Below are 19,520 nucleotides of genomic sequence, written 5' to 3' on the forward strand. Positions count from 1 at the left end.
GCTATGTGGACAGGGGAAGGCTAAACGCCTTGCGTCCAATACAACAATAAGTCTGTAAACCACATTGGCAAGGAGCGCGCGCATTCGTGCCGACTCCGCTCATGAGAGATGATGATGTTAGAAAAACTCTTCAAACTAAAAGCGCACAACACCACGGTTCGCACCGAAATCATTGCGGGTATCACCACCTTCCTGGCAATGGCTTACATCCTGTTTGTTAACCCGAGCATTCTCGGCGCAACCGGCATGGATAAAGGTGCGGTCTTCGTGGCGACCTGTCTGGCGGCGGCGATTGGCTGTGTGTTAATGGGCCTGATCGCAAACTATCCGATTGCACTCGCACCGGGCATGGGCCTCAACGCCTTCTTCACCTATACCGTGGTGCTGCATATGGGTTACACCTGGCAAGTCGCGCTGGGCGCGGTGTTCTTGTCGGCGGTGATCTTCTTCGCCATGTCGCTTTTCAAAATTCGTGAGTGGATTATTAACAGCATTCCGCTGCCGCTGCGTGCCGGTATTGGTGCCGGTATCGGTCTGTTCCTGGCGATTATCGCGCTGGAAGGCGCGGGTATCGTGGTGGATAACCCAGCAACGCTGGTTGGCCTGGGCGACCTGACCAAACCGGGTCCACTGCTGGCGCTGCTCGGCTTCTTCATCATTGTGGTGCTGGAAGCGCGTCGCGTTACCGGTGCGGTGCTGATCGGCATTCTGGTGGTGACCTTCATTTCTATGGGCATTGGCCTGACGCCGTTTGGTGGCGTGTTCTCCGCTCCGCCATCTATCGCGCCAACCTTTATGCAGCTGGATATCGCCGGTGCCTTTAACGTCGGTTTGGTGAGCGTAATCTTCGCCTTCCTGTTCGTGGACGTGTTCGATAACACCGGCACCTTGCTGGGTGTGACCAAGCGCGCCGGTCTGGCGGATGAGCAGGGCAACGTGCCGAAAATGGGCCGTGCGTTGATCGCAGATAGCGCCGCCGCGCTGTTCGGCTCGCTGCTTGGTACTTCAACCACCACCAGCTATGTGGAATCTGCTGCCGGCGTCAGCGCCGGTGGCCGCACCGGCCTGACGGCGATTGTGGTGGCGATTCTGTTTCTGCTGAGCCTGTTCTTCTCGCCGCTTGCGGGCAGCGTACCGGTTTATGCCACCGCGCCAGCGCTGCTGTTTGTGGCGGTGCTGATGGCGTCTGGCCTGGCGGATATTGACTGGAAAGATATCACCACCGCCGCGCCGGTAACCGTGACCGCGCTGACCATGCCGCTGACCTACTCGATCGCCAACGGTATTGCGTTCGGCTTCATCACCTGGACGGTGGTGAAACTGCTGAGCGGCCGCACCAAAGAGGTCAACCCGGCGCTGATCATTCTGTCGATTCTGTTTGTTATCAAACTGGGCTGGCTGAGCGCGTAAATGTTACTTAACGGAAGCCCGCTCGGGCTTCCGTGTCTGCTATTGCATCCCTTCGTTTATTTTCTGCGTGACACTTCGCAATCCTTTTTGATGCTCACTTTCCTTACATCTCAAAACAGCTCAGGCTGTGCGTGTTATTAGAACCTGCCCGCAAAAAATGTGCTGTGAATGGCGGGATCGTGGAATGTTAATGCTGCGCGAATCTGTTTCACTAACGGTGTGGTGGAAAGATTGAGCAGCGCGATGGAAGAGGATTCGGTGATGGATTACCCCATTAGCAATACAACTCGTGTGTTCCCACCGCTTATTTTTGACGTTGGTAACAAAGGAGATCATCAAATGGAACAACTCACCAAACGGGTTGAAGAGCTGGAAAAAACCACGCAGCAGATTCAGATGGATGTTGCTGTGCTAACCGCGCGTTCAGAACATTTTGCGACTAAAGCAGATATCGAAAAGGTCAGAGCCGAGCAGGGCGTGATGCGTGTGGAGATTATGGGCGAGCTGGGGGCGCTTGAACAACGTCTCGATAAAAAGTTTGAGCGGATGGAAGACAAATTCGATAAAAAGTTCGAAAGGATAGATGAGAAGTTCGAAAGAGTTGCTCAAAGATTTAACCAGCTCGAGGGTAAAATATCTGCCTTCAATAACAGCATCACCTGGAAAATCATGATACCGACCGGCCTTCTGGTGCTGGCGTGGTTTGTGCAGAATATCGTTTTGAAAATGTCATGACGCGCTTTACTGCACGGTTCCGGCCCTTCATGGGCCGGAACTCATCATGATTACCTAAACGGCGGCTCGTTGAAGGTTCTCAGCTTCCTCGAATGCAGCTTGTCGCCTTCAGCTCGCAGCAGTTCGACCGCGCAGATACCAATCTGCAGGTGCTCGGAGATTGCGCCCTCATAGAAGCGGTTTGCCTGGCCCGGTAGCTTGATCTCGCCATGCAGCGGTTTATCGGATACGCATAGCAAGGTGCCGTAAGGCACGCGGAAGCGATAACCCTGCGCGGCGATGGTGGCGCTCTCCATATCAACCGCTACGGCGCGGCTCAGGTTGAAGCGCAGCGCCGAAGCGGAGTAGCGCAGCTCCCAGTTACGGTCATCGGTGGTGACCACGGTGCCGGTGCGCAGGCGCTGTTTGACTTCTTCGCCGGGCATGCCGCTGACCGCTTTGGTGGCGTCATACAGTGCGCGCTGCACTTCGGCGATGCTGGGGATTGGGATATCTGGCGGCAGTACGCTATCCAGTACGTGATCGTCGCGCAGGTAGGCATGCGCCAGCACATAGTCGCCGATGGTCTGGCTTTCGCGCAGTCCACCGCAGTGGCCAATCATCAGCCAGGCGTGCGGACGAATCACCGCCAGATGGTCACAGATGGTTTTGGCATTGGATGGGCCAACGCCGATGTTCACCAGCGTTATGCCGCGACGATTCGGTGATGTCAGGTGCCAGGCGGGCATTTGATGCTTTTTCCACGCCAGATCGGACATCATCGCCGTCGGATCTTGAGTATCGGCGGTGATCACCACTTCCCCGGCGCAGGCCAGGCTGTCATACGGCGTGGTGGGATCTTGCACCTGCTCAATCGCCCAGCGCACGAACTCATCGACGTAGCGCGTGTAGTTGGTGAACAGCACGAACGGCTGAAAGTGCTCTACGCTCGTGCCGGTGTAGTGGCGCAGGCGTGCCAGTGAGAAATCGGTGCGCAGGGCGTCAAAGTGCGACAGCGGGAAAATCGCATTGGCGTGGAACAGGCCGTCGGCGGTTTCATCACCGATTTGCGACAGTTCGGTGGTGGGGAAATGGCGTGCGATGCTGGCGCTCATTGAGCGGTCCAGTGACAAGCCATCAATCACGTAAGGATAAGGAATTTCCTGCTGTGAGGGCGTGACCTCAATCAGCACGTCGTACTCCTTCTCCAGCATCTGCAGCTGCTCGCTGAGATAGTGGCGCAACAGCGCCGGGCGCGTGATGGTGGTGCTGTAGCTGCCGGTATGGGTAAAACGTCCCCACGCGCGGGTGCGATTTTGCTGCGGACCTTCACCCAGCCAGGTGATGCGCAGTTGCGGATAAACAAACAGCCCTTGCTGGCGCGCGGCGTCATCCGGCAACTGTCCGCTGGCGGTGAAATCGCGAATGGCGTTGCGCAGCGCGTCAACGGCTGCATCGTACAGGCGTTCTAGTTCGTCCAGCGCTTGCTGGCTGCTCAATCCGTTCCGTTGTGTATTCATGGGTTCTCCTTCAGAAACATGGACCGTTTTCACCAGAGCATAGCGGATAAACCCCTCGCTACGATGAAGAATCTGTGATCGACCGCATTCTGCACCATCACGGTGCTGGTGCGTGGCGTAACCGCGGCTATGTTTATGATCAGCAGGGATGTTACATCGCGTGTCTCCTGTTCTGGAGCGATGCCCGAGTAATAAATCGTCCACCGTCGCGGTATTGGCGAGCTTATTGCTTAGTTTTCAACCGTGGCCTTAATGTAGCTAGACCGTTCTTAAAGTCGGTCGCCATGAATGGCGGCCCTACGGGGTTATGGCCGCACACTGTTCTGCCAAAGTTTCAGAAATTGATTTCTCCCAGGCCGTGGTATGGCTCCGTTCCTGACCCGTTGAGGATTGAAAGCATGTCTTTGAAATTCATAAAACACCCAATGAAGGTGGCGATTGCAGGTTGTATAAGCGTGGCCTTTTACGCTCAGGCAGATATTAAGATTGGTGTGGCCGGTCCGTTCTCTGGGCCTAATGCGACGTATGGCGCGCAATACTGGAAAGGCGCAAGCCAGGCTGCGGAGGATATCAACGCGGCGGGCGGCATCAACGGCGAGAAAATCGTGCTGGTGCAGGGCGATGACGCCTGTGAACCGAAACAGGCGGTATCCGTCGCTAACCGTCTGGTCGATCAGGACAAAGTAATGGCGGTGGTCGGCCACTTCTGCTCTTCATCCACCATGCCCGCCTCGGAAGTCTATGATGAGGCCGGCGTTTTGGCGATCACGCCCGGATCAACCAACCCGAAAATTACCGAACGCGGCATGAAAACCCTATTCCGCATGTGTGGGCGTGATGATCAGCAGGGCGCCATCGCTGCGGATTACATCATCGACAAGCTCAAAGCGAAGAAAGTGGTCATCATTCATGACAAAGACACTTACGGCCAGGGTTTAGCGGATGCCACCAAAGCCTCACTTGAGAAGCGCGGCGTAAAAGAAGTGCTGTATGAAGGGTTGTCGCGCGGTGAGAAAGATTTCAATGCGCTGGTAACCAAGATCGGCGCGCTGAAACCGGATGTGGTCTATTTCGGCGGCTGTCATCCGGAAGCCGGTCCGCTGGTGCGTCAGATGCGTGAGCAGGGCGTTAATGCCGCCTTCTTCTCCGGCGACTGTATCGTGACTGAAGAGATGGTGACGGCCGCTGGCGGCCCGCAATATACCAAAGGCGTCTACATGACCTTCGGCAACGATCCGCGCACCATCGCCGATGGCAAAGCGGTTATCGACAAATTCCGCGCCGGCGGATTTGAGCCAGAAGGTTACACCCTGTATGCCTACGCTTCCGTGCAGACGCTGGCCGCCGCTTACAAAGCAACCGGGAAAGACAACACCAAGGCCAGTGACTGGCTGAAAGCCAACAGTGTCGATACCGTCATGGGCAAAAAAGCCTGGGACAGTAAAGGCGATCTCAAGGTGTCGGATTACGTCGTGTATCAATGGGACGACAAAGGCAAGTATCACCAGCTGTAATGTGCCACGCGGCCCCGCGCAGTGCGGGGCCATTCGCGATTGAGCGCGAGGTGTGCGCTCCCATTGAGTACGAGACGACATTATGGACGCCTTCTTCTTACAGCAGCTGATCAACGGTTTAACGCTCGGTGCCGTGTATGGCTTGATCGCCATCGGCTACACCATGGTTTACGGCATCATCGGCATGATCAACTTCGCCCACGGCGAGGTGTATATGATCTCCGCCTATCTGTGTGCCATTGGCTTATCGCTACTCAGCTTTTTCGGCATTCACTCTTTCCCGCTACTGATATTCGGCACCTTAATCTTCACCATTATTGTCACCTCGGCTTACGGCTGGGCGATTGAGCGCATCGCCTATCGACCGCTGCGCAACTCGACGCGCCTCGCGCCGCTGATTTCAGCGATCGGCATGTCGCTGATTTTGCAAAACTACGTGCAGCTCAGCCAGGGACCGAATCAGCAGGGCATTCCGACGCTGCTGACCGGCGTGTTGCGCATGGAATTTGATGGCGGCGTGGTACAAATCACCTGGACCAAAATCTTCATCCTGATCGCGGCGTTTTGTGGCATGGCGCTGCTAACCTGGATTATCCAGTACACCAAACTCGGGCGCATTTGCCGCGCGGTGCAGCAGGATCGGCGCATGGCTTCGATCCTCGGTATTAATACCGATCGCGTTATCTCGCTGGTGTTTGTGATTGGTGCGGCGATGGCGGGATTGGCCGGCGTGCTGGTGACCATGAATTACGGCACCTTTGATTTTTACGCCGGATTTATCATTGGCATCAAAGCGTTCACCGCTGCGGTGCTCGGCGGCATCGGTTCGCTGCCGGGCGCGATGCTTGGAGGATTGCTGCTGGGCGTCGCGGAAGCGCAGTTCGCCGGGATGGTGAATTCTGACTACAAAGATGTGTTCTCGTTTTCGCTGCTGGTGGTGATTTTGATCTTCCGCCCGCAAGGACTGCTGGGACGTCCGCTGGTCGCTAAAGTGTGAGGAAGCCCCGATGAATGCAATGACGCAAAATCCTGTGCGCCAGGCGCTGCTCGATACGCTGCTGGCGGGGTTAGTGGCGCTGGTGGTATTTGGTCCGATTGTTGGCGTGGTGCTCGACGGTTACAGCTTCAAACTGTCGCCACAGCGCGTGGCGCTGCTGGTGGCGGTGGTGATGGCGGGGCGTTTGCTGTTCAGTTTGTTTCTGCACGCGCCTGTTGGTCAGCGCATCATGCGCAGGTTTGCCAGCAGCGATGACGGGGTTTACGTGCGCGAGCCCGGCTATCGTTCGCGTTTGCGCTGGATATTGCCGCTGCTGCTGATCGTGGCGCTGGCCTTTCCGTTTCTCTCCAGTAAATATCTGCTGACGGTGGCGATTCTCGGCCTGATTTATGTGCTGCTCGGGTTGGGCTTGAATATTGTGGTTGGGCTCGCCGGATTACTTGATCTCGGCTACGTGGCTTTTTATGCCATCGGAGCGTACGGCCTGGCGCTTGGCTATCAATATCTCGGATTGGGTTTCTGGAGCATGTTGCCGCTGGCGGCGCTGCTGGCAGCTTTTGCTGGCGCGCTGCTCGGTTTCCCGGTGCTGCGCATGCACGGCGATTATCTGGCGATTGTCACGCTCGGCTTCGGTGAAATCATTCGTCTGGTGCTGACAAATTGGGTCGCCTTTACCGGCGGTCCGAACGGGGTTTCCGTACCGTCGCCGACCTTCTTTGGCCTCGAGTTTGCCCGCCGCGCGCGCGATGGCGGCGTGCCGTATCACGAGTTTCTGCACGTCACTTACAACCCGAATATGAAATTTATCTTCATCTATGTTGTGCTGGTTCTGGTGGTGTTGCTGGTGCTGTGGATTAAGCATCGCCTGACGCGTATGCCGATTGGCCGCGCCTGGGAAGCGCTGCGTGAAGATGAGATTGCCTGCCGCGCGATGGGCCTTAACCATGTGTTGGTGAAGCTTTCAGCCTTTATGTTGGGCGCGTCAACCGCGGGCATCGCCGGGGTGTTTTTTGCCAGCTATCAGGGCTTCGTTAATCCCACCTCGTTCACCTTTTTTGAGTCGGCGCTGATTCTCGCCATTGTGGTGCTCGGTGGGATGGGATCGACGCTCGGCGTGGTGCTGGCGGCGTTTGTGCTGACGGTGGCACCGGAACTGCTGCGCAGCTTTGCCGAATACCGCGTGCTGCTGTTCGGCATGTTGATGGTGCTGATGATGATCTGGCGACCGCGCGGGCTGGTGCGCACCGCACGCGTTGGCGTGCCACTGCGAAAAGGAGTGCGCCATGAGTGATGCCATCCTGCAAGTGGACAACCTGATGATGCGCTTTGGCGGCATCAAGGCGCTGAATGACGTCAGCCTGGCGGTGGAGCGCGGTTCGGTGACCTCACTAATCGGCCCCAACGGCGCGGGTAAAACCACGGTGTTTAACTGCCTGACCGGTTTTTATCGCGCCACCGGCGGACGTATTGTGCTCAACGCCAATCAGCGCAGCACCGATGTGATTCAGGTGCTGGGGCAAAAAATTCATGCGGGCGACTGGATCAATCCCACCCGGCTCGGCTCGCGGCTCTGGTACAAGATGTTTGGCGGCGCGCATCTGGTGAATCGCGCCGGGCTGGCGCGTACTTTCCAAAATATTCGGCTATTCCGCGAGATGTCGGTGATTGAGAATCTGCTGGTGGCGCAGCATATGCAGGTCAATCGTCAGCTGCTGGCGGGCGTGCTGAACACGCGCGGCTACCGCGAAGCAGAAAATCGCGCGCTGGATCGCGCTTTTTACTGGCTGGAGAACGTTGATTTGGTCGCCAGCGCCAACCGCCTGGCGGGCACGCTCTCTTACGGTCAGCAACGACGGCTGGAGATCGCGCGCGCCATGTGTTCGCGACCGGAACTGATTTGTCTGGATGAACCGGCGGCTGGGCTGAATCCGGTGGAAACCGAGGCGTTGAGCGCGATTTTGCATCGTCTGCGCGCCGACCATCGCATCAGCGTGTTGCTGATTGAACACGACATGCCAATGGTGATGCGCATTTCCGATCACATCGTGGTGCTCGATCATGGCGATGTGATTGCCCAAGGCACGCCGCAGCAAATTCGACACGATCCCAAAGTGATTGCCGCCTATCTCGGCGCAGAAGAGGAGAGCGATCATGGCTGAACCGATGCTGGCTTTTGAGCAAGTCGATGTGTTTTACGGTCCTTTGCAGGCGTTGAAACAGGTTTCGTTGACGGTGAATCAGGGCGAAACCGTGGCGCTGATTGGCGCTAACGGCGCGGGAAAATCCACGCTGCTGATGTCGATCTTTGGTCAGCCGCGCATTGCCAGCGGCGAGATCCGCTTGCGCGGCGAAGCGATCAGCCAGCGTTCGACGCACTTCATCGCGGCCAGCGGCATTGCGCAGGCCCCGGAAGGACGACGCATCTTCCCTGATATGACGGTGGAAGAGAACCTGCTGATGGGCACCATCGCTATCGGCGAACGTTTTGTTAAACAGGACAAAGATCGCATGTATCAGCTGTTTCCGCGCCTGCTGGAGCGGCGTAAGCAGCGCGCCATGACGCTCTCCGGCGGCGAGCAGCAGATGCTGGCGATTGCCCGCGCGCTGATGAGTCGACCTAAGCTGTTGCTGCTCGACGAACCCAGCCTTGGCCTCGCGCCGATCGTGGTGAAGCAGATCTTTGGCATCCTGCGCGAGTTGACCCAGCAAGGCATGACGCTGTTTCTGGTGGAGCAGAATGCTCGCCATGCATTGCAACTGGCGGATCGCGGCTATGTGATGGTGAACGGCGAGATTCGCCTGAGCGGCAGCGGTGCAGAGCTGCTCAATAATGATGAAGTGCGCAGCGCCTATTTGGGCGGCGCAGCCGATCCTGCGGTGGTGGCGACAAAAAGTTTGTAATAATGATTAAATGGTGAGGGGAAACACTTTGCATAATTCTCAGTGGCCTATCATCATTATTACTCTTCTTCCTCTCCAAAGTGATTTGGTAATCCCTTGCAAAATCCTGGCGTAGCAGTGATGCGGGCGGTCAGAAACACGGCGTGGTATCCCAAGCGCCGCTCTTACCGTACGTTGTTCTGGCGAGAAATCACCCCATTAGCCGTGCCCATCTTTATCGAAAACCTCTGCGTGATGCTGATGGGCGTCCTCAGTACCTTTTTGGTGAGCTGGCTGGGTAAAGAAGCGATGGCGGGCGTCGGTTTGGCCGACAGCTTTAACATGGTGATCATCTCCTTCTTTGCCGCCATCGATCTCGGTACCACGGTGGTGGTGGCGTTCAGCCTGGCAAAACGCAACGGCAAACGGGCGCGAGCCGCCACCAGACAGTCGCTGGGATTGATGACCGCGCTGGCGTTTGTGCTGGTGATCGCCATCGAGTTTTGGGGGCATCTGATCATTGATGTGATTGCCGGCAGCGCCGATCCCAAAGTGAAAGAGCTGGCGCTGAGCTATCTGCAAACCTCGGCGTGGAGCTATCCTGCAGCGGCGATTGCGCTGATTGGCAGCGGCGCGCTGCGGGGTGCGGGCAATACCAAAATCCCGATGCTGATCAACGGCGGTATGAATATTCTCAACATCGTGATCAGTAGCGTGCTGATTTACGGCTGTCTGGGTTGGGAAGGGCTCGGTTTTGTTGGTGCAGGATTGGGCTTAACCATCTCGCGCTATATCGGTGCGGCGGCGGCGATTTACGTGCTGTATCGCGGCATTACGCCGGCCCTGAAAATCTCCATCGCCAGCTATTTCCGGCGCTGGGACCGCAATATTCTGATGGAAGTGTTGGGCATTGGTGTGCCCGCCAGTATTGAATCGGTGCTGTTTAACGGCGGTAAGTTGCTGACGCAGATTTTTGTCGCGGGCATGGGCACCAATGAAATCGCCGGTAACTTTATCGCCTTCTCGATTGCTTCGCTGATTAACCTGCCGGGTAACGCGCTGGGATCGGCGTCGACTATTATTACCGGCCGCAGGCTGGGGCTGAATCAGGTGATGCAGGCTGAACGGCAAATCAAACACGTGTTCTGGCTGGCGATGATTGGATTATGTTCGCTGGCGTTGATCACCGTGCCGCTTGCCGGAACACTCGCGCAGTTTTACAGCCGCGACCCGGAAGTGATTTCAGTCACCAAGCATTTGATTTGGCTTAATGCCGCCTTTATGCCGATCTGGACCGCTTCATGGGTGCTGCCCGCCAGCCTGAAAGGCGCGCGCGATGCGCGTTACACCATGTATGTGTCGATGTTCAGTATGTGGGGCGCCCGCGTCGTAGCCGGTTATTTCCTTGGGATTGTGCTGGGAATGGGCGTGATAGGCGTGTGGCTCGGCATGTTCCTCGACTGGACGGTACGCGGCGTATTTTTCTGGTGGCGACTCAACAGCGGCAAATGGCTGAACAATTATCGCAAGATGATGGCGAAGAGCAGGGGATAAGCGCGTTGGGCTGGTCGCCATGAATGGCGACCCTACGGTTGTTTGTTAGGGTTTTCGTGGGGTGGGCATTTATGCGCACCGACATATATGCATGAATTGGCAAAGAAGCGCACAACTAATCGTTTTGGTTATAGGGGAGAATGCGGTTTACTGTCAGCCTCAATCATTTGTGGAGCAGCTGACAATGAAACACCTCTTGCAGCAGTGGTTTAACCAACTGATCAATGGCGAGACTGGACCCGCAGAAGAGCGCGAATTCGATCTCAGTAATCATATCGACCTGCTGATTCCCATCAGCCAGCTGTACGGTGTTGAGTTCCATCCTTCGGTATATCGCTACTATGAGAGATGAGCGCCTGCACCATGTGATCCGCTACAGCTACTGGAATGAGCTGTGCGCTGTTGAATAGAAAACCCGCTCTAGGCCAGCGGGTTTTTTTATGCCTGAAATTTGACCCTTCGTTCAAAAAAACTCATCAGATTTTCCCACTCTCTATCAATTGTATTGATTCCGTAATTATCTCGTAAAGAAATGTATTCCTAACTCGCGGCGTGCGTGTAAGATAGAAAAGTAAATGATAACCATTGGCGTTATCATTTGGGTGTCACGCCAGCTCAACGCCTTGCCGCCGGAATTCTTCTGCGCCAGGCCATCCGCTGATGTGACGTGCGCGTCAATAATTACAAGAAACTCACTCCCTTAAAAAATGGATAAAAATCGCAACCTGCCGTTTGGCAGTTTCAATTCGTTGACCCTGTTCACCGGGCTTTGCATTGGTATTTCTCCTGCTGCCGCATTAGCTGCAGATAATTCCAACAAAAAATCTGACGATACCTTAGTGGTTGAAGCGCATACGCCATCGCTGTATGCCCCCAACGCATCTGCCGATCCGAAATTCAATCGCCCGCTGGTGGATACCACCCGCACCATGACGGTGATTCCGGATCAGGTGATTAAAGATCAAGGCGTGACCAATCTTACCGACGCGCTGAAAAACGTGCCGGGCGTGGGTGCGTTCTATGCGGGGGAAAACGGTAGTTCCTCAACCGGTGATGCGGTGTATATGCGCGGCATCGACACCTCCAACAGCATTTACGTTGATGGCATTCGCGATATTGGCAGCGTGACGCGCGATACCTTCAACACTCAGCAGGTTGAAGTGATTAAAGGGCCATCGGGCACCGATTACGGACGCAGCGCGCCGTCGGGTTCGATCAATATGATCAGCAAACAACCGCGCCTCGATACCGGGCTCGACGCGTCAGTCAGCGTTGGCAGCGCGTGGATGCGTCGCGGCACGCTGGATTACAACCAGGCGATCAACGATAACGCCGCGTTCCGCCTTAATCTGATGGGCGAGAAAACTCACGATGCGGCGCGTGATAACGTGCAGAACGAGCGTTATGGCGTAGCGCCATCGCTGGCGTTGGGTCTGGATACTTCAACGCGCTTGTACCTCAACTATCTGCATGTGCATCAAAATAATACGCCAGATGGCGGCATTCCAACCATTGGCCTGCCGGGCTATTCGGCGCCGAATGCGGCGACGTCGGCATTGAATAATTCTGGCAAAGTCGCGACCAGTAATTATTACGGCACCGATTCTGACTTTGATAAATCGACCACCGACAGCGCGACCCTACGCTTCGAGCACGATATCAATGACAGCACCACCATCCGCAATACCACGCGTTGGTCACGCGTGAAGCAGGAATATCTGCTGACGGCGGTGATGGGCGGCGCCACCAATATCACTGCCCCGAACCGGAACGATGTGAATAGCTGGAGCTGGTCGCGCCTGGCGAACACCAAAGACATCAGCAACCGCATTCTCTCCAACCAAACCAACATCACCTCGAAGTTTTACACCGGTGCGGTTGGTCACGATGTCAGCGCGGGCGTGGAGTTTACGCGTGAAAATCAAACCAACTACGGCGTCAATGCGATCACGCCGCCATCGGTTAATATCTACCATCCTATCAGCAGCATTTCGGTGGGTGGGTTGGACAGGAATGGCGCCAATGCTAACGGGCAAACCGATACCGCAGGCATTTACGCCTTTGATACGCTCGCGATTACCAACAGTTTTGAGCTGAACGGCGGCATTCGTCTCGATAACTATCACACCGAGTATGACAGCGCGACCGCCTGTGGCGGCACCGGACGCGGTGCGTTGACGTGCCCAGCTGGCGTGCCGCGCAATACGCCGGTTACCACCGTGGATACCGCAAAATCGGGTAATCTGGTGAACTGGAAAGCCGGTGCGCTTTATCGTCTGACCGAGCAGGGCAACGTCTATGTTAACTATGCCATTTCTCAGCAACCGCCAGGTGGCAGCAGCTTTGCACTGGCCGCAGGTGGCACCGGCAACAGCGCCAACCGCACCGACTTCAAACCGCAGAAAGCCAAGTCCAGCGAAGTGGGCACCAAATGGCAGATGGTGGATAAACGTCTGTTGCTGAATGCAGCGCTGTTCCGTACCGATATTGAAAATGAAGTCACCGCTAACGACGACGGCACCTATTCGCAAGCGGGTAAAAAACGTGTGGAAGGTTATGAGCTCTCTGCCACTGGCAACCTCACGCCAGATTGGGAAGTGATCGCCGGCTATACGATGCAGCACGCGTCAGTGACCGAAGGAGATAGCGTATCGCAGGATGGATCTTCTGCGCTGGCTTACACGCCGAAGCACGCCTTTACGCTGTGGACCAACTATCAGGCAACCGATGCGATTTCAGTCGGTGCCGGTGCGCGTTATGTGGGCAGTCTGCGTCGCGGCAGCGATGGTGCGGTCGGTACGCCGGATCACACCGAAGGTTATTGGGTCGCCGATGCTAAGTTGGGCTACAAGGTGAACAACAACCTCGATCTGCAGCTCAATGTGTATAACCTGTTCGATACCAACTATGTTGCGTCAATCAATAAGAGCGGTTATCGCTACCATCCAGGCGAGCCACGGACTTTCCTGCTGACGGCAAACGTGCACTTCTAAGTTAACGTCGTGGGGCGTGCGCGCCCCACAATATTTGAGAGAACAACGCGATGATGTATCACATTCCTGCTGTACTGACGCCGGAAGAGGTAGCGAGTTTTAGCGCGCTGCTGCAACAGGCCGAATGGATCGACGGAAGGGCGACGGTCGGCAGCCAGGGCGCGACGGTGAAAAACAATCAGCAGATCGATACCCGCACGCCACTGTACGACCAGCTGCAAACCGCGGTGATGCAGGCGCTGAACAACAACCCGCTGTTCTTTTCCGCTGCATTACCACGATCGATTTCCACGCCGCTGTTTAACCGTTATGAGCAGGGCGAAACCTACGGTTTTCATGTCGATGGCGCGGTACGCCATAACGGCGCGGCGGGCTGGATGCGAACCGATCTCTCCGCCACGCTGTTCCTCAGCGAACCTGAAAGCTACCAAGGTGGCGAGTTGGTGATTGAAGACACGTATGGTCAGCACAAGGTGAAACTACCAGCGGGCCATCTGGTGCTGTATCCGTCGAGCAGCCTGCATTGCGTCACGCCGGTTACCCAAGGTGCGCGCGTCGCTTCATTCCTGTGGATTCAGTCGATGGTGCGCGACGATAAACAGCGTGCCATGCTGTTTGAGCTGGATCGCAATATTCAAAGCTTGAAAGCGCGTCACGGTGATAGCGCAGAGCTGTTGTCGCTGCTGAACATGTATCACAACCTGCTGCGCGGCTGGACGGAAGTGTAAAAGCAAAAAGCCCGCTTAGTTTCCTAAGCGGGCTTCTCTAAATATGGCTCCTCTGACTGGACTCGAACCAGTGACATACGGATTAACAGTCCGCCGTTCTACCGACTGAACTACAGAGGAATCGTGTGAACGAGGCGAATATTAATGGCGCCCCTTGCAGGTGTCAACAGCTTAAAACACATTTGTATTCAACTGGCTAGCATTAGTACAAAGCGATCGCGATTTAAGCAGGTTCTGCTGTTAGCATCGCCAGTCGCGCCAGGGGATCCTGACGATAGAACTGCTGCAGATGGCGATACATCGCCGGGAAACGGTTAGCCAGTAAATCCGGTGCGCTGAAGAAATACTCCGACAGCACCGCGAAACACTCTGCTGCATCGCTAGCAGCGTAGGGATCGATGGTTGCCGCCTGTTCACCGACTAATTCCACTTCCGCTTCAATCTCCGCCATCGCCTGCTGCAAATCTTTCTCCCAGCTGGCGACATCACGCAGCGCCATCACCGGAATGCCGCTGGTATAGCCGCTGCCGCGCGCATCGAGTTTATGCGCCACTTCGTGGATTACCAGGTTAAAGCCGGAAAGATCGAGTGAATCCTGAATATCCAGCGCATTCAGCACCACCGGACCTTGCGTCCAGCTCTGTCCGGCGTGCACCGCCGGCGCGTGATGCACCAGGCCGTTATCATCTTCCCAGCGATCGTCGACGTTAAAAGGTTCGGGATAGATCAGCACTTCATGGAAGCCATCGAGCCATTCGAGACCGAGCTTCAACACCGGTAAACAGAACAGCAGGGCCAGACGGGTCAACAGCAGTTCGTCGAGCTGCAGGCCTTGCAGCGGCGAGATTTTTTTCTGCTGCAGGAAGCGTTGCGCCAGCGTGACGAGAGCGGTTTTTTCATCAGGATCGAGCAGTGAAAAGATCGGCTGCGCCAGCGCCTGTTGCCAGGGAAGCGCCAGCACTGAAGTCTCTATTTGCGCATGCCACGGCCATTTGAACATTGCGTCACTCACTCTTCAGACGAAAACAGTATCCTGGCGCGGCAAAGGGGAAATTACCAGCGCGTAATCAAAGCCGGATATTCAACCAGTTAGTGGGGGATTTGTCTGTGATTGGCGTGGCAAAGCGGGAAATTCATCGTGAGGAAATAAAAAAGGTCGTCATGAATGACGACCCTGCGTTTGCATGCTTCGCTGCGTTTATCTTTAGCGTTCAACCCGCTGGAACGCGATTACCCAAACCCACGGGTTCACTTCCCAGCTGGTGGCGCCGTACTGTTTCTGCCACGCTTTGCGGTACGCTTCTTTTGGCGATTCGGAATTCATATTCATGGTGAAAAAGTTATTCAGGAAGTGCGAATCGGTCTGCACGCCTTCCGCCATGATGTCATCTTCACTAATGTCCTGAATCTTCTCGGCTCGCACCGAGGTGATTTGCAGGTCGATGCGGCTGGCCCAGCGCGGCATGTGAATCGCGGTTTGCCAGCCAAACTGCTCGGCATTCTGCATATTCTCATCCAGCTGTCCTAATTCATTGCTGTCAGCGCGATATTGGCAGTAAGCCGCATTGCGGAACGGCAGAGGATCGCGTTCGTAATCCGCCAGCATCGCCTCCGGCACGATCGGGCCGCGCCAGGTTTCACGTACCCACAAACCATCGCCCGCCTGACCAAATGGGCAGTGCGAACTGACATCGGTCATCGACATCAATTTATAGCCGTGCAGATGATTGGCGCTGACATCAAATGCGTGTACGCCTTCATGATGATCCTGACCCGGACCAAAGGCTTGAGTTTTCATAATGCGCCGGGTCTGCGTTTGCTGGCCAACCAGCAGGGCGCGTACCCGCTGTTCGGAAAAAAGAATCGGCCGTTCTTTCATTGCATACCTCTTAATGTGTCACAAACCCGGAAACTGCGAAGAATCCCCTAACATCCGTAGATGTGAGAGCTAGCATAATGGGTTTGAATCAGTTTGCTTAATAATTTGTCGACTTAGTATCAGGCTATTCTGGCAATTTTAGATGTAAAAAATGGTTCATAAGCAAAATGTGTGCTGAAAAGGACTTTGCAAGGGATCAGAAGCCATAAATTTTCCAGATACAGTACGTTATAAAGGCCATTATGGGAACCTTTTCAGATTATGCCGTGTTGATCTGCCTCTAAGAAGCCCCATTTATCAGCATAGATAACTGGAATTTATCCCTAAAGCGAAATTTGTTGATGACGCGAATATATTAAACCTATTGAACAGAGTTATTTAACTAAAACGCACTAAGGAAATACCGAAATCGCAATGGCTGCTGTGCAAGCGGCGTTAACAGCGTTATAACAAGATCGGGATCTCATTTTTACGCCTGGCACCGCCTGGACGGATGTAAAAAAAGTGTCATGACCAGGCCGCTATGATGTCCGCAGGAACGTAGATAACAGCAATAACAGGAGAAGCACGATGTCACTTACTCACTGGCAACAACGCTACGAGAATTGGCTGCAGCTCAACTGGCTGCACGACGACAAAGCCCACGATATCGCGCACCTGCGCCGCGTCTGGATGAGTGCTAAGCGCATCATGCAGCACAGTGACGCCGATCCTATGGTCGTGATGACCGCCTGCTATTTTCACGATGTGGTCAACCTGCCGAAAAACCATCCCGAACGTCATTTAGCGTCAACTTATGCCGCGGAAGAGACGCGCCGCATACTGCAGCAAGATTTCCCCGACTTCCCGTTCGAACGACTGGATGCCGTTGCGCACGCGGTGCAGGCTCATAGCTTTAGTGCGCGTATCGCGCCGCAAACGCTGGAAGCGAAAATCGTGCAGGATGCCGATCGTCTCGAATCATTAGGTGCTATCGGCCTGGCGCGCGTTTTCTACACGGCGGGCGCATTAGGTCGTCCGCTGTTTGATAGCGAAGATCCGTTAGGAAAGGATCGCGAACTGGATGATGTGAAGTGGACCTTGGATCACTTCCAGAAAAAGCTATTGGGTTTACCGCAAACCATGCAAACCGAAGCTGGACGCCTGCTGGCGGAACATAACGCCGATTTTCTCGTCCACTACATGGGCAAACTTTGCGCCGAGCTGCAGGGCAATCTGACCTCCATCGATGAGTCGGTGTTAAGAGATTTCAGCCCTATACACTCGTAATATTAAATTTTTATGACAGTCTGTTAAGTTGCATCTGCTTCCGCTACGTTGTTGTAAATCAAAAGGGAGTATGAAAATGACCGAGACCGTTAACTTAACCATCAAAATTGACCCGGCACTGAAAGAGCACATCAAACAGTTAGCCGCCGATAACCAAATCTCCATGAGTCAGGAGATCGTTAATCGCCTGCAGGCCAGTTTAGATGCGGGTGCGCAACCGGCCATTGACAGTCTGGACACTCAGGAAGCGGTGGAAGATCAGCTCTCCGCTGCGGAACTGAAGCAGATTCGTGCACTGCTGAAGAAAAGTAAGAAGAAGAAATAAGCAGAAAACCCGTCACTGACGGGTTTTTTTATGCCTGCAGATTAAATACGGAACTGCTGCGCGCGCTGCGCCAGGCGGTCCGATAAGGCGCGCAATTGCACTGCCGATTGCACCTGATGGACGTTAAGCGCTTCGTTCTGCTGCAGCTGTCCGCTCATCTCCACCACTTCCAGCGCAATCTTTTTCACCCGATGACTCTGCGCAGCACTGTTGTGCTGCAGCTCGTTCAACTGCGTCACCACGCCAGACACCGCGCTGCTGATCTGCGCGAACAGCACCTCCAGCGCTTTCACCTTATCGAAGCCAGCATGCACATGTTGCTGCGTATGCTGAATCAATCCGTCAATCTGGCGCGTCGAGGCACCGCTTTGCTGCGAGAGCAAACCCATCTCTTTGGCGACCACCGAGAAGCTGCGGCCGTAAGCGCCGGCATGTGCCGACTCAATTGCGGCATTTAGCGATAACAAACGCGTCTGCATCGACAAGTCATCCAGCATGTCAACAATCCCGGCGATATCATCCGACGCGGTGACAATTTGCTGCATCTGGATTTCCATCTTATCGACTTCCAGTGCGCAGTTACGCATCAACGCATCGGCAGATTGCGCTTCCTGCGTCGCCTGCTGCGAGAACTGGGCACCAATCTCCACCTCTTCAGAGACGCGATCTAAGCGCTGCGACAGATGATGGAAGCTGGCATTTTGCTGCTGGTGTTGCTGCATCACTTTCTCATTATGCTGCTGCATATCTTCTGCGCCGGCGGCCACGCTGACCGCCACCGTGTTGATGTCGCGCACAATCTGCTGCAAGCCGCGTCGCATGGTCTCAATTGACTGGAACAGCTGGCGCGTTTCCAGCGATTGACGACGCGGAAGGTTTTGCGCATCGACCAGATCACCGGTGGCGATCTGGTCCAGCTGCGCATTGGCGCGACGCAGCGGCAACAATACGCCGCGCATCAGCAGGCTGGAGGCCAGCACTAACAGCGCCATCAGCACCGCGCTGACCATCAGCGACAGATTGCGGCTCTGCTTCAAGGTGCTGAGGGTGTTTTGATTCACGCTGCTGAGCTGCTGATTGGCCTGCTCGATTTCACTGAACCAGGCATCATTAAACTGCTGTTGAAATGCCTGCATCGGCACCATAAAAAAGGCGTTGATGTCGTTGGCCGCTAATCCTTTCAGCTGCTCCTGCAATCCTGCTGCCAGCATGGCGAAGCCTTGCGCCAGCGGGCTATCCGCATGGGCGTGGTAGGCGGCGAACTGTTGTTGCGCATGCTTCAACGAGTCATCGGCTGCCGCCGCCAGACTTTTCCAGCTATCCACCGAGCCGCTTTGTTGATCCTGCATCAGATAAATACCGGCGCGATGGCTGTTATCACTGGCGGTGAGCAGTTCGATGCGCGCTTTATCCAGCAGGGCCAGACGTTCGCGCAGTTGATTCGCCTGCTGCAACGAGGTTTGCGTCTGGTTAACGTGGGTATTCAGTAGCAGCACGCCGGCAAACTGCAGCAAGCAGAACAGCGCAATGAACAGCAAAAACTGGCTACGTAAACTGGTGAGCCACAGCGGAATACGCGGGGAGAACCGCGCGCGTAACCGCAGCGGCAGAGTGATAACAGACAGGAGTGACATCACACGCCTCCAAAAAATAAAACAGGAGTATTGGCAGCACGCGTGACAGTTTGGTGACAGCGGGCGCGATTAGGCGGAAAACAGCATAAAGCGCGGCCCTAAA

The 19,520-nt window shown here is 55.2% G+C and carries 17 protein-coding genes and 1 tRNA gene; 13 read left to right on the forward strand and 5 right to left on the reverse strand.

Annotated features, from left to right (window positions below):
• Positions 1–111: 111 nt before the first annotated feature.
• Positions 112–1,410 (forward strand): NCS2 family permease, encoded by a 1,299-nt coding sequence (locus tag K5Y30_RS00120; RefSeq protein WP_008105472.1) that lies wholly within the window; start codon positions 112–114, stop codon positions 1,408–1,410.
• 168 nt (positions 1,411–1,578) lie between these two features.
• Positions 1,579–2,145: a hypothetical protein gene (locus K5Y30_RS00125; RefSeq protein ID WP_255606545.1), complete on the forward strand. Its 567-nt coding sequence runs from the start codon at positions 1,579–1,581 to the stop codon at positions 2,143–2,145.
• A gap of 50 nt (positions 2,146–2,195) precedes the next feature.
• On the opposite strand, the gene K5Y30_RS00130 is transcribed toward K5Y30_RS00125, so the two are convergent.
• On the reverse strand, positions 2,196–3,644 hold the full coding sequence (locus K5Y30_RS00130) for an AMP nucleosidase (protein WP_222210229.1): 1,449 nt from the start codon (positions 3,642–3,644) through the stop codon (positions 2,196–2,198).
• A gap of 398 nt (positions 3,645–4,042) precedes the next feature.
• Between K5Y30_RS00130 and K5Y30_RS00135 the strand changes: the two genes are divergently transcribed.
• The 9 genes from K5Y30_RS00135 (at position 4,043) to ybiX (ending at position 14,310) form a co-directional block, all read left to right on the forward strand.
• Complete coding sequence (locus K5Y30_RS00135; RefSeq protein WP_222210230.1) at positions 4,043–5,158, forward strand: branched-chain amino acid ABC transporter substrate-binding protein; 1,116 nt, start codon at positions 4,043–4,045, stop codon at positions 5,156–5,158.
• A gap of 82 nt (positions 5,159–5,240) precedes the next feature.
• Entirely contained in the window at positions 5,241–6,155 is a 915-nt protein-coding gene (locus K5Y30_RS00140) for a branched-chain amino acid ABC transporter permease (RefSeq protein WP_008105462.1), read from the forward strand.
• Between the two features lie 10 nt (positions 6,156–6,165).
• Complete coding sequence (gene livM, locus K5Y30_RS00145; RefSeq protein ID WP_222210231.1) at positions 6,166–7,446, forward strand: high-affinity branched-chain amino acid ABC transporter permease LivM; 1,281 nt, start codon at positions 6,166–6,168, stop codon at positions 7,444–7,446.
• On the forward strand, positions 7,439–8,314 hold the full coding sequence (locus K5Y30_RS00150; RefSeq protein WP_222210232.1) for an ABC transporter ATP-binding protein: 876 nt from the start codon (positions 7,439–7,441) through the stop codon (positions 8,312–8,314). Before livM ends, K5Y30_RS00150 begins: the two co-directional genes overlap by 8 nt.
• A complete protein-coding gene (locus K5Y30_RS00155; protein ID WP_222210233.1) occupies positions 8,307–9,056 on the forward strand; it encodes an ABC transporter ATP-binding protein in 750 nt (249 codons plus the stop codon). The genes K5Y30_RS00150 and K5Y30_RS00155 overlap by 8 nt, the downstream gene beginning before the upstream one ends.
• Before the next feature lie 120 nt (positions 9,057–9,176).
• The gene (locus tag K5Y30_RS00160; RefSeq protein ID WP_222182797.1) at positions 9,177–10,589 is read left to right on the forward strand and encodes an EmmdR/YeeO family multidrug/toxin efflux MATE transporter; all 1,413 of its coding nucleotides are present in this window, start codon (positions 9,177–9,179) and stop codon (positions 10,587–10,589) included.
• A 184-nt stretch (positions 10,590–10,773) separates the two neighbouring features.
• Positions 10,774–10,941, forward strand: coding sequence for a hypothetical protein (locus K5Y30_RS00165; protein ID WP_167391193.1), 168 nt, complete (start codon positions 10,774–10,776; stop codon positions 10,939–10,941).
• Between the two features lie 355 nt (positions 10,942–11,296).
• On the forward strand, positions 11,297–13,582 hold the full coding sequence (locus K5Y30_RS00170) for a catecholate siderophore receptor Fiu (RefSeq protein WP_222210234.1): 2,286 nt from the start codon (positions 11,297–11,299) through the stop codon (positions 13,580–13,582).
• A gap of 50 nt (positions 13,583–13,632) precedes the next feature.
• Positions 13,633–14,310 carry a PKHD-type hydroxylase YbiX gene (gene ybiX, locus K5Y30_RS00175; protein ID WP_222210235.1) on the forward strand — a complete coding sequence of 226 codons (678 nt, stop codon included), beginning with the start codon at positions 13,633–13,635 and terminating at the stop codon, positions 14,308–14,310.
• Positions 14,311–14,354: 44 nt separating this feature from the next.
• Here the strand turns inward: ybiX and K5Y30_RS00180 are convergent.
• The 3 genes from K5Y30_RS00180 to K5Y30_RS00190 form a co-directional block, all read right to left on the reverse strand.
• Positions 14,355–14,430, reverse strand: a tRNA-Asn gene (locus tag K5Y30_RS00180).
• Between the two features lie 103 nt (positions 14,431–14,533).
• Positions 14,534–15,310 carry a DgsA anti-repressor MtfA gene (gene mtfA / locus K5Y30_RS00185; RefSeq protein ID WP_222210236.1) on the reverse strand — a complete coding sequence of 259 codons (777 nt, stop codon included), beginning with the start codon at positions 15,308–15,310 and terminating at the stop codon, positions 14,534–14,536.
• 204 nt (positions 15,311–15,514) lie between these two features.
• Positions 15,515–16,189, reverse strand: a complete 675-nt coding sequence (locus tag K5Y30_RS00190) for a hypothetical protein (RefSeq protein WP_101763938.1) — start codon at positions 16,187–16,189, stop codon at positions 15,515–15,517.
• A 570-nt stretch (positions 16,190–16,759) separates the two neighbouring features.
• Between K5Y30_RS00190 and K5Y30_RS00195 the strand changes: the two genes are divergently transcribed.
• Both K5Y30_RS00195 and K5Y30_RS00200 read left to right on the forward strand, forming a co-directional pair.
• A complete protein-coding gene (locus tag K5Y30_RS00195) occupies positions 16,760–17,458 on the forward strand; it encodes a phosphohydrolase (RefSeq protein ID WP_110868365.1) in 699 nt (232 codons plus the stop codon).
• A gap of 76 nt (positions 17,459–17,534) precedes the next feature.
• On the forward strand, positions 17,535–17,783 hold the full coding sequence (locus K5Y30_RS00200; protein ID WP_008105442.1) for a hypothetical protein: 249 nt from the start codon (positions 17,535–17,537) through the stop codon (positions 17,781–17,783).
• 41 nt (positions 17,784–17,824) lie between these two features.
• Here the strand turns inward: K5Y30_RS00200 and K5Y30_RS00205 are convergent, their stop codons facing one another.
• Positions 17,825–19,417: a methyl-accepting chemotaxis protein gene (locus K5Y30_RS00205; protein ID WP_222210237.1), complete on the reverse strand. Its 1,593-nt coding sequence runs from the start codon at positions 19,415–19,417 to the stop codon at positions 17,825–17,827.
• Positions 19,418–19,520: the final 103 nt, after the last annotated feature.

Origin of the sequence: Pantoea sp. DY-5, assembly GCF_019795955.1 — a bacterium.
In the GTDB taxonomy this organism is placed as follows: Bacteria; Pseudomonadota; Gammaproteobacteria; order Enterobacterales; family Enterobacteriaceae; genus Pantoea; species Pantoea leporis.